7 protein-coding genes and 2 pseudogenes are annotated in these 12,069 nt (G+C 40.3%); all 9 read left to right on the top strand.

All coding sequences use genetic code 11. The features are described from left to right. A pseudogene (locus tag Q0505_RS04195) lies at positions 1–2,011 on the top strand (hypothetical protein); the annotation flags it as partial. Between the two features lie 381 nt (positions 2,012–2,392). After that, positions 2,393–4,834, top strand: a complete 2,442-nt coding sequence (thrA, locus tag Q0505_RS04190; protein WP_299209247.1) for a bifunctional aspartate kinase/homoserine dehydrogenase I — start codon at positions 2,393–2,395, stop codon at positions 4,832–4,834. A gap of 230 nt (positions 4,835–5,064) precedes the next feature. After that, positions 5,065–5,991: a homoserine kinase gene (locus Q0505_RS04185; RefSeq protein ID WP_299209242.1), complete on the top strand. Its 927-nt coding sequence runs from the start codon at positions 5,065–5,067 to the stop codon at positions 5,989–5,991. Between the two features lie 278 nt (positions 5,992–6,269). Beyond that, on the top strand, positions 6,270–7,571 hold the full coding sequence (gene thrC / locus Q0505_RS04180) for a threonine synthase (RefSeq protein WP_299209245.1): 1,302 nt from the start codon (positions 6,270–6,272) through the stop codon (positions 7,569–7,571). A 58-nt stretch (positions 7,572–7,629) separates the two neighbouring features. Next, a complete protein-coding gene (locus Q0505_RS04175; protein ID WP_299209239.1) occupies positions 7,630–7,866 on the top strand; it encodes a DUF1059 domain-containing protein in 237 nt (78 codons plus the stop codon). 83 nt (positions 7,867–7,949) lie between these two features. Further along, on the top strand, positions 7,950–8,906 hold the full coding sequence (locus Q0505_RS04170; RefSeq protein WP_299209236.1) for an ion channel: 957 nt from the start codon (positions 7,950–7,952) through the stop codon (positions 8,904–8,906). A 13-nt stretch (positions 8,907–8,919) separates the two neighbouring features. Then, the gene (locus Q0505_RS04165) at positions 8,920–9,222 is read left to right on the top strand and encodes a peptidyl-tRNA hydrolase (protein ID WP_299209233.1); all 303 of its coding nucleotides are present in this window, start codon (positions 8,920–8,922) and stop codon (positions 9,220–9,222) included. Between the two features lie 67 nt (positions 9,223–9,289). Beyond that, positions 9,290–11,116 (top strand): Xaa-Pro dipeptidyl-peptidase, encoded by a 1,827-nt coding sequence (locus Q0505_RS04160; protein WP_299209230.1) that lies wholly within the window; start codon positions 9,290–9,292, stop codon positions 11,114–11,116. A 122-nt stretch (positions 11,117–11,238) separates the two neighbouring features. Continuing rightward, positions 11,239–12,069, top strand: a pseudogene (locus tag Q0505_RS04155) (alpha/beta hydrolase); the annotation flags it as partial.

The following is a 12,069-nucleotide window of genomic DNA, read 5'->3' as shown; positions in this document are numbered from 1 at the left end:
AGAAAAACCCGATGAAGATTTCAACAAATCTCACATGTTTAACCATAGTAAAGAAGTAGAAAGTACATCAGATCTTTTTAAGGAACTCCGTGAGAATGAAAAACTACAGCTTGACGAACGTAGCTATATACGCGCTCGTATTTTTGATATGCTGGTAGGAGATTGGGACCGTCATGAAGATCAATGGCGATGGGCACAGGACAAAGTAGATGAGAAAAAAGGCATTACCAACTATATCGCAGTCCCTCGGGATCGGGATCAGGCTTTTGCAAATTTTGATGGGAATATTTTAGAAACCACACAAAAGTTCATGAGCGGTGCTAGACAATTTGGAAAATACGGACCTGACATTCCGCATATAAAACAATTTAGTCAAAGTGCGATTAACTTAGATAGAGCCTTAGTTCAACGATCTGACAAGTCCGTTTGGTTGGAAGAAGTAGCGTATATTCAAGAAAACATCACACCAGAAGTTGTTGCCAGCGCATTCCGTGAAGCGCCTATAGAAATTCAAGATGACGTATGGATGGGCATACAGAAGGATTTGCTTTCGCGAAAGCGTAACCTGACAGATATCGTATCGCGTTATTATGATGATTTCGCTACGTTTCAATCCTTGAAAGGAACCGATAAAAAAGACCATTTTAGCATCGTAAATACCGCCGAAGGAGATGTACACGTAACAGCGTATCGTATGAAAGATGGCGTTAAAGAAACACTCCTTTTTGATCGAACCTTCTACACAACAGAAACTGAACACCTCTGGATTTATGGCTTAGATAACGAGGATATATTTGACGTAAAAGCAACGTATGCTAGTTCCATTAATGTCGTTATTTCTGGAGGTTTAGACACTGACACGTATATGATTGAAGGTGGTAAAAATATCTCCGTATTTGATCAGAAATCGTATAAAAATACGATTGTACAAAAAGGAAAAGCGAGTTTTCATATAGACGACATTTATGAAAATCATATTTATGATAGCGAACACAGACCTGACTCAAAAGCAGCGTTCGGTCTAGAAACCACCTACAATCCTGACGACGGAATCACTCCAAGAATCCAATATAGTTCTATGAAAATGGGATTTGAACGAAATCCGTTTACCTCAAAAATCGAACTAGATGCCCGTTACTTTTCATTAACGCAAGCGGCAGATGTAAACCTATCTTGGCATCGCTCGCATCTTTTTCACGATTGGAATTTTAAAGCCTTTGGACGTGCGACAACAGCCAATTTTACCCAAAACTTTTTTGGGGTAGGAAATAATACTACAAACCTAGCTTCTACTTTTGATGCAAATAGGATTTCATTACAATACCTAACCGCAGGAATCGGCACCTATTACAATGGTGAGTATGGAACTTCTGCCGAAGTGGATGTGCTTTATGAAAACATAGATTTAGCTAATGCAGATACAGACGCTCCGCTTTTCAGCGATGCATCCTATTTTACAGTAGCAGGAACGTATGAGTATAAAAGTGTAGATGACGAGCGGTTTGCTACCAGAGGAATGCATTTTAAATTAACAACAGCATTCTCTGATGAACTTACGAGTACCAACACCGTAGGTACATTTGATCCTGCGATTACCTTTTGGAATGCTATTGACAGACCTAGAAATTTAGTATTCAAAACAAAAATTGCGGGACAACTGCGATTTGGAGATGAGATTCCTTTCTATAAATTAGCCACTTTAGGGGCAGATACTAATTTACGTTCCTACAGACAAGGACGTTTTAGAGGGCAACAAGCACTTACAGGTTCTATAGATGTCGCTTATAAATTTAAACCTATAAAAACGTCTTTTTTTCCCATCCGACTACAAGGATATGTAGGGTATGATACAGGAAGGGTATGGATTACCCAAGAACAAAGCAAAACACTTCATTATAGTTATGGAGGAGGTTTACGATTTTCAACTGCTGCTGTTTTTAAAGCCAATCTAAGTTATTTTAACGGTCCCGAAGGCGGAAGACTTGGTTTTGGATTCACCATAGGAATGTAATTTATATTAAAAATAACTTCTTTGTAAAAATCAGCGGTGTAGTACTATTTTCAAAAAATGCAATAAAACCTACATTCATTTACAGTTCCAATAAAATAAAAGGCTATTATTCTTAATTCCGTAAAAATGAACCGGATTGCTTGCTCACTAACTTAAAAAGAGTATTTTTAATTTTCATAAAGTATATGATAACAGCAGCATACATATTTATAAATACGTCGACCATTTCTACCATTGGTACGATTACCCCTTTGGGGTCATAAGCTATTCATATCATCTATTTCCATATCCGTTTATCGGTATCACAAGTATATACGTACAACTACTATATAATATCAAACCATCATTGATACTAAAATCACCCATTTTATGGGCATTATTATGAGAATACTCAAATTTGGAGGTACTTCCGTTGGAAGTCCTGAAAGCATACAAAAAGTCATTGCCGTTGTAAAAGAACGTGCGCAACAAGAAAAAGTAGCCGTTGTCGTTTCGGCATTAGGGGGTATCACCAATAAGTTACTCCTCGCAGGACAGCTAGCTTCACAAAAAGACACGGCATATACCGCTATTTTTGAAGAGATTAAAGACACACATCTTACCTACACAAAAGCATTGACAAAAAGTGAAGAAACCTTCACAGAGATTCAACGCTTAATGAATGATCTAGAAGCTTTATTACAAGGAATTTTCTTGATTAATGAGCTATCGCTCAAAACGATTGACAAGCTTACTTCATTTGGAGAACGCACCTCTTCGATTATGATTACGGGGGCATTCCTAGCGCAAGACATTTTAGCACAACATAAAGATACCCGTGATTTGATTATCACCGATGCATCGCACACCAAAGCTATGGTCTACATGGAGCAAACCTATACCGCTATTCAAGACTATTTTAAAGATAGAAAAGCGACCATTACGATCTTGCCTGGTTTTATTGCACGATCAGAAGCTGGAGAAACCAGTACTTTGGGACGTGGAGGCTCTGACTATACCGCAGCGATTCTCGCGGCGGCACTCCAAGTAGATGCGCTAGAAATATGGACCGATGTCAGCGGAATGTACAGTGCCAATCCTACACTGGTAAAACAAGCACAGCCTATCTCGCAGATATCATATCACGAAGCGATGGAATTATCACATTTTGGTGCCAAAGTACTCTATCCGCCTACCATCGCCCCTGTGATGCAAGAGAACATTCCTCTGTATATTAAAAATACTTTTGATCCAGAAGCAGCAGGTACCTGTATTTCAAATCAAGTGAATGGAAAAAACAATCCTATCAAAGGAATTAGTCATATCAATGATATTGCGCTACTTACCCTTGAAGGTGCTGGAATGATTGGTATTTCAGGAACGTCAAAACGCCTTTTTGAAACCTTGTCTGTACGAGCTATTAATGTGATCTTAATTACACAAGCATCTAGTGAACATAGTATATGTTTGGGAATTTCTCAAGAAGATGCACAACAAGCAAAAGAGGCGATCGAAAACACCTTTGCCTATGAGATTTCGAAACACCAAATTGATCCTGTTCTTATCGAAAAAGACCTTGCGATCATTGCGCTCGTAGGCGAAAAAATGAAAAGCCATCAAGGCATTTCTGGCAAAATGTTTAGTACCCTCGGGAAAAACAATGTCAACATCAGAGCCATTGCTCAGGGCGCCAGTGAAAAAAACATCTCAGCAGTCATTGCTTCAAAAGATGTTGGAAAAGCACTCAACAGCTTACACGAGCGCTTCTTTGAAGATCAAAGTCAGCAACTCAACCTCTTTATTATGGGCGTTGGTAACGTTGGTGGTCGACTCTTAGCGCAGATTAAACAACAACAAGACTACCTTTTAGAACACCTGAAACTCAACTTACGTGTCATCGGAATTTCCAATAGTAGAACCATGCTTTTTCAGGAAGAAGGTATTGACCTCGCTACGTGGCAATCACAACTCGCTGCTGGAGAGAAGGCAGATATGGTACGCTTTCGCGAAAGCGTACAAAACCTTAACATACGTAACTCCGTATTTGTAGATATTACCGCAAATGAAGACGTAGCTATGACCTACGCCCATTATTTACGCAACAGTATTGCCGTGGTGGCGTGTAATAAAATTGCGTGTGCGAGTGCGATGGGAAATTATAGCTTACTGAAGCGTCTCAGTAAAAAATACAATGCCCCCTTTCTATTTGAAACCAATGTAGGCGCGGGGCTTCCTATTATTGACACCCTTAAAAACTTGATGGCATCGGGAGATCGTATTACCAAAATACAAGCCGTGCTTTCTGGAAGTCTCAACTTTGTATTTAATAATTTTGAGTCGGGAGATAGTTTTCACGATGTGGTGCAACAAGCCAAAACAGAAGGCTACACAGAACCCGATCCGCGTATTGATTTGAGTGGTGTCGATGTCGCCCGCAAAATACTTATTCTTGCACGTGAAGCAGGATTAGAACTCGAACTCAAGGATATTGTCAATACTCCTTTCTTAACCAAGAAAAATCTAGAAAGTACAGACGTCCCTCACTTCTTTGAAACCCTTAAAGAAGATGCTAGTCATTTTGAAGCCTTAGTGAGTGAAGCCTCAGCGCAAGGACGTCGTTTAAAATACGTAGCACAATTAGAAAACAACTTAGCGAGTGTTGGCTTACAATCTGTAGGCTCAGAAAGTCCGTTCTATAATTTGGAAGGTAAAGATAATATTGTACTTTTCTATACAGAACGCTATCCCGATCAGCCATTGATTATTAAGGGTGCTGGTGCCGGAGGAGATGTCACTGCCAGCGGATTGTTCTCAGATATTATTAGATTAAGACAGGCCCCCTAATCCCCAAAGGGGGAACAATAACTTCCCTCCTAGAAAGGAGGGATTGAGGGAGTTGTGAAAAGCACCCTAATCCCTAAAGGGGAAACAAAAATAGAGTACTACTCTAAAATAGAACAATACGCTATTTTAGAAATAATTATGTTAATGAAAATGAGATTCCCGCCGGAGTCTATCCTGAGCGATAGTCGAAGGGCGGGAATGTAAAGAAACTCGCTTACGCAGGCATAGATATGAAAAATGAAGTTAAAATATATTGCCCAGCCACTGTTGCAAATGTTAGTTGCGGGTTTGATACGTTGGGGTTTGCGCTAGAAGGTATTGGTGATGAGATGGTGGTTCGTAAAGTAACCAAACCTGGCGTCACGATTACGGCTATTACAGGAGAAGATCTCCCGATGGAAGCGCATAAAAATGTAGCGGGTGTTGCTGGTCATGCAATGCTAGAAGGCATTCAAGCCGACTTTGGAATTGAGATTGAGATTCATAAAAAAATTCGTTCAGGAAGTGGGATTGGAAGTAGTGCTGCTAGTGCGGCGGGTGTGGTGTATGGAATTAATCAGTTACTAGAAACACCGAGATCCAACTTAGAATTGACAACATACGCGATGAAAGGAGAAGCGCTTGCCAGTGGAAATGAGCATGCCGATAATGTCGCGCCTTGCATCTATGGAGGGATCACGCTCATTACAGGATATAACCCTTTACGCATTATTCCGCTCCCCCCGATGGAGACGGTATATGTTGGGATTTTGCATCCGCATATTAAGATTGCGACCAAAGATGCCAGAGCCATTCTCCCAAAAGAAGTACCTTTAAAAGACGCTATTATCCAAGCACAACGCCTTGCTGGCTTTGTGGCAAGCCTGTATGAATGGGATAAACAGTTATTTGTAGAGAGTATTCAGGACGTCTTGGTAGAGCCATATCGCAAGCAATTGATTCCGCATTTTGATGCTATTAAAGTGTTATCAGAGCAACATGGATGTATTGCCTTTGGTATTTCGGGAAGTGGTCCTAGTATGTTTGCATTCGCTTTCGCGAAAGCGCATATAGAAACCTATCTCACAGCGAGTAAAGCCTATTACAAACAACAAAATCTAGCCGTAGATACCTACGCTAGCCGAATACGTGGGATGGGGTGTATGCAAATCGACTAACTCCCCCTAACCCTCGAAAGGGGAACTAAAAATAATAACTTTCCTCCTAAAAAGGAGGGATTGAGGGAGGTGTGAAAAGCCCCCTAACCCAAAAAAGGGGAACTAAAATGCCTCTTGAATACAATTCTCTCCCTTCGGGAGAGATGTCCAAAGGACAGAGAGGGAATTGAGGGAGGTGTGAAAACCTCCAAGTAATATTATAAACAGATACCCACCGGAGTTTATCCTGAGCGATACGTCGAAGGACGGGCATGAAAACCGCTCACGCAGACACATATATGAAGTATTATAGTCTAAATAAAAAAGCACCTATTGTAACTTTTGACGAAGCTGTCATCAGAGGGATTGCGCCAGATAAGGGATTGTACTTTCCAGAGGAGATTCCGCAGTTACCTGCTTCTTTTTGGGATACCATAGAAAATCTATCCAAAGAAGAAATCGCCTGTATCGCTATGAAACCTTTTGTAGGAGATACCATCGATGATGCTTCTCTGCGTGCTATCGTTACCGATGTCTTGTCTTTTGATTTCCCTATCGTAGAGATCGAAGAGCAGGTGGCTACTTTAGAGCTTTTTCATGGTCCCACCATGGCATTTAAAGACGTAGGCGCTCGTTTTATGGCTCGTTGCCTTGGTCATTTTTTACAACAACGCAATCAAACCGTAGAGGTTACCGTACTTGTCGCAACCAGCGGGGATACAGGCGGCGCCGTAGCGCGAGGATTTTATAAAGTGCCTGGCATTAAAGTAGTGATCCTCTATCCTTCTGGGAAGGTGAGCGACATTCAGGAAAAGCAATTGACAACGCTTGGTGAAAACATCACCGCCTTTGAAGTTGACGGTACCTTTGATGACTGCCAAGCCATGGTCAAACGTGCATTTTTGGATGAGGACATTACAGACAGACGCCAACTCACCTCAGCCAATAGCATTAATGTTGCCAGGTGGTTACCGCAAATGTTATATTATTTATTTGCCTATAAAGCACTTAAAAAGAAAGGGAAGCCATTGGTTTTTTCAGTACCGAGTGGGAATTTTGGAAATATTTGTGCAGGGATGATGGCATACCGTATGGGAATGCCCGTACAGCAATTTATCGCTTCGGTAAACAGCAATACGACGATTCCACGGTTTATGCAATCGGGTGTGTATGCGCCTACAAAGACAGTGCCTACGATCAGTAATGCGATGGATGTGAGTGATCCTAGCAACTTCGTACGTGTATTGCGGTTGTTTGAAAACGATCTGGGTACGCTTTCGCGAAAGCTTACCTCACGTTCCTACTGCGATAATGCAACCCGTGCTACCATCCGTGAACTGTATAAAAAATACGAGTACATTGTTGATCCTCACGGAGCCGTTGGTTATTTAGGATTAAAGGATTATTTAAAAGACCATCCTGATGCGTATGGAGTCTTTCTGGAAACAGCACATCCTGTGAAGTTTTTACCAGCTGTAACGCCAATTGTAGGAACATATACAGAGCTTCCAGAGCAAGTTAAAGACTTGATGAGCAAGGAGAAAGTAGCCATACAGATTCGTGATTATAATGCATTAAAAAAATATTTAATAGATACATAAGTAGTAATTAGCTTATTTTTGATACGTATCAAGTATACATTATTATAAACAACCATCTATGAAAACAATGACTTGCAAACAATTAGGGGGTGCTTGCGAGACCACATTTCAAGCACATACTTTTGAAGAAATCGTAGGAATGAGTAAACAACATGGGGCAGAAATGTTTCAAGCAAAGGACAAAGCACATCTAGAAGCCATGGATAATATGAAGGCACTTATGAGTTCACCAGAAGCCATGCAGGCGTGGTTTGAGAGTAAACGTACAGTCTTTGAAGCCTTGCCAGAGGATTAAATTACACTTATAAAAATACTAGCTTAAATACAGATAGTATTTCTTTTTATCTTCATATTGTAAAAAATAGAAATTACAATCCCATGAGTCCCAAAAAGGCTACTGAAAAATACACGGAGAAAAAATACAATGACTTAGGATTAGGTGTAAAAGAAACGTCTGGGGTATATCGTACTCTCAATAAAGACGGTACCTTCAATGTTCGGAAAATAAATGTATCTTTTTTAGAACGAGTTAATTTTTTCCATACGTTGGTTTCTATGCCTTGGCCTCGATTTTTAGGGGGTATTCTTCTAGGTTATTTTGCAGTTAATATTGTATTTGCTTCTATCTATATGTTAATCGGTGTAGAGAACCTAACGGGAATGAAACAGATAGGAGGCACTTTTGAGCAATTTATGGAAGCTTTTTTCTTTAGCGCACAAACCATCACCACTTTAGGATACGGGCGTGTAGCACCTTTAGGACTTATGGCGAATATTGTTGCTGCTACAGAATCTATGTTAGGCTTACTTTCATTTGCACTGGCAACGGGGATGCTTTATGGTCGTTTTTCAAAACCCAAAGCGACGGTTAAATACAGTGCGCATGCCGTAATAGCTCCTTATCAAGATATTAATGGCTTTATGTTTAGAGTCGTGAATGTGCAGGAGAATCAACTATTGGAAGTAGAAGTAACCGTATCACTTTCATTACGAAGAGAACAATCCGAACTACGGGACTTCTTTAGTTTAGAGTTGGAACGATCTAAAGTAGTGTTCTTACCCTCTGTGTGGACAGTAGTGCACCCCATCAGTGATACAAGTCCGCTGCACGCATGTACCGCAGAGGATCTAGAAGAGAAAGATGCCGAGTTTATTGTAACGATCAAAGCCTTTGATGAATCTTTTTCTCAAACTGTCTATTCTCGCTCTTCCTATAAACCAGCAGAAATCAAATGGGGACAAAAGTTTGCGTATCTCGTGACATACGAAAAAGATAAAATTGCCATTGATATAGAGCGATTAGATGAAACCTACGATGCGCCATTAAATTCATAAGCTACCTTATACTATGAAAATGTATATTCTCATTAAAGACGATGTCTCTGAAGGATTTGCCATATTAGCCGCAGCACATGCCTCACTTGCTACCTACTTAAAATTTAAAGAAGATGCTGATATGCAAACGTGGGTGTCTAGTACTTTTTATAAAGTAGTGTGTAAAGTAAATGACAAAGAGTTTCAAAAAGCAAAAACTTTTGAAGATCATGTGGTGCTGACAGAATCTGCATTAGATGATCAAGAAGTAGCCATTGCATTTAAACCAAGAGAAGAGTGGCCAAAGCCTTTTTCCTATTATAAACTATATAAATAAACACCCACTTCAAATTCCCATAGAATATTCCTATCTTTCTATCCCTATTTACTATTCAGTATTCCCTATGAAAAAAAATATCAATATCAGCTTTCTTTTAATTCTCTTGGTAAGTTTTACCATGGCTTGCAAACAAGAAACAGGTCCTAAAACAACGCCTATATTTGAAAATGGCGAAGCACAGATAGTACCTGCTTTTGAAGATCCAGAGAGCTGGATACGTCACGACTTATGGGTAGAAACCGACTTTAATACCGACGGCGATGACAAAATGGATCGGATGCACGTAGCTGTCACACGCCCACAACAAACCGAAACCGAAGGCTTAAAGCTTCCTGTCGTGTATGTGAGTAGTCCTTATTTTGCAGGAGTTGCCGCAGATACTCCAAATTGGAATGTGGAGCATGAACTTGGCGAAACTGCAGAAGAACGTCTACACCCAGAAGTAAAACGTACCGGAGAGCGTCCTATCATTTCAAACTCACATACTAAAACTTGGATTCCCAGAGGCTATATTGTAGTACACTCATCATCGCCTGGCACAGGACTTTCGCAAGGAGCCCCTACCGTAGGTGGCCCCAATGAATCCCTAGCGCCAAAAGCTGTCATCGAATGGCTTACAGGAAAAAGAAAAGGATATACCACACCAGATGGTGATGAAACTGTAGATGCTTTCTGGTCGACAGGAAAAGTAGGAATGACTGGAACTTCTTATAATGGAACATTACCACTCGCAGCAGCAACTACAGGCGTAGAAGGATTAGAAGCCATCATTCCCATTGCACCTAATACTTCCTATTATCATTATTACCGTTCTAATGGATTGGTGCGTTCTCCAGGTGGGTATCTCGGAGAAGATATTGATGTGTTGTATGATTTTATACATAGTGGGGATGAGTCAAAACGTCCTTATAATAATCAGACCGTACGTGATACCGAGATGAAAAATGGAATGGATCGTATTACAGGAGATTACAACGACTTCTGGGCTGGAAGAGATTACCTGAATCAGATGAAGCCCATGAAAGCTGCATTATTGATGTCTCATGGATTTAATGATTGGAATGTGATGCCAGAGCATAGTTATCGTATTTATGCGCAAGCCAAAGTACAGGGAATTCCCGCTCAAATTTTTTATCATCAAAAAGGACATGGAGGTCCGCCTCCTATGAAAATGCGTAATCGTTGGTTTACAAGATACTTACACGGAGTTGAAAATGGCGTAGAAAATGATGCACGGGCTTGGATTGTACGTGAAGATGACAAAATAGACGATCCTACAGCCTATCCAGAATATCCAAATCCTGATGCCTCAAATGTCACTTTATATCCAGCAACTGGAGGAACAAAAAAAGGACTTTTAAGTACTTCTCAAAATGAAAAAGCAACACCAGAATTCTTTACAGATGACTACACTATAAAAGGAGCAGATCATGCTAAAGCAGCAACGTCTAAAAACCGTTTGTTGTATGCTACGCCTGTACTTTCAGAAGATGTACATATTTCTGGAATTCCAAAAGTAACCGTAAGTATTGCCAGCAATAAACCTGCGGCAAACCTTTCTGTTTGGCTCGTATCCTTACCTTGGGAAGATGGGGGTAAAATCACTGATAATATTATTACTCGTGGATGGGCAGATCCTCAAAATCATAGCTCGATACGCAATGGAGAACCACTCATTGCTAAGACATTTTACGATGTTACCTTTGACTTAATGCCCGATGATCAGGTCATTCCGAAAGGACAGCAGATCGGCTTGATGATTTTTTCGAGTGACAACGAGTTTACCCTACATCCAAAACCAGGTACGCAATTGACTGTAGATCTTAAAAAAACGACCCTTTCACTTCCTGTTGTGGGTGGTGAGGACGCTTTCGCGAAAGCAATAAAATAAAAATCCCGATATACATACTAGAAAAGGCACTCCAAAAGAGTGTCTTTTTTGTATACATACCATCCCAACTGTAACATTCTGATACAAATGGCATCTTTAATAGTGTACACAACCAATCCACTATGAAATCAGCACTACCCATTGTATTGTTTTTTATCCTGTTACAAACAACCTATAGCCAAACTTCCTTACAAGATTTACAGCTAAAAAACGGAAACTATACCGTTGGTTTTACGCATTATACGGCTACAGATAGCACACGTACCTATATTTCAAAACCTGATATCAATGCAACCCCTACCTTCCGCCCTATTCCTGTGAGTATCTGGTATCCTTCAACGGTCGCTACTGAAAATAGGCAACCCTTGTCCGTTTTGAATTATATGGAAGTATTGAAAGAAGAGGAAGAATGGGAACACGTACCTAACTATTCTTTATTAGATTGGTTTTACTATAAAAACACGCCAGAGAATCAGCAGCATCTTACGGAAACGACCACTGCTTTTAGAGACATTCCTACTGCCAAGGGACATTTTCCTGTGATTATATACGCGCCAGGTTTTGAATATGCTTCTATAGAAAATTTTGCGTTATGTGAATTATTAGCAAGCCATGGATATATCGTGATTGCGAGTCCTAGTCAGGGAACGTATTCCAAACGTTTTCAAAAACCAGAACGCGCTATAGAAACCCAAGCCAGAGACCTTGAATTTCTTATCAAAGAGATCGCTACATTTCCATCGGCTGACATGAATAGTGTTGGGACGATGGGATTTAGTTTTGGAGGCATTTCCAATGTACTCTTACAAATGCGCAATCCCATTATAAAAGCTAACTTAAGTCTTGATGGGACGATACGCTATAATCCTGATCTTTTAAAGTCAACGGCTTTTTATGTTATGAAGAAAGCGACCATTCCTTTTATGCACTTGGCGCAAAAAGAAATTCCAGTG

This window comes from uncultured Dokdonia sp., from assembly GCF_937910895.1.
In the GTDB taxonomy this organism is placed as follows: Bacteria; Bacteroidota; Bacteroidia; order Flavobacteriales; family Flavobacteriaceae; genus Dokdonia.
Note: the sequence above shows the minus strand (reverse complement) of the source record. Positions and strands in the feature narration are given on the sequence as shown.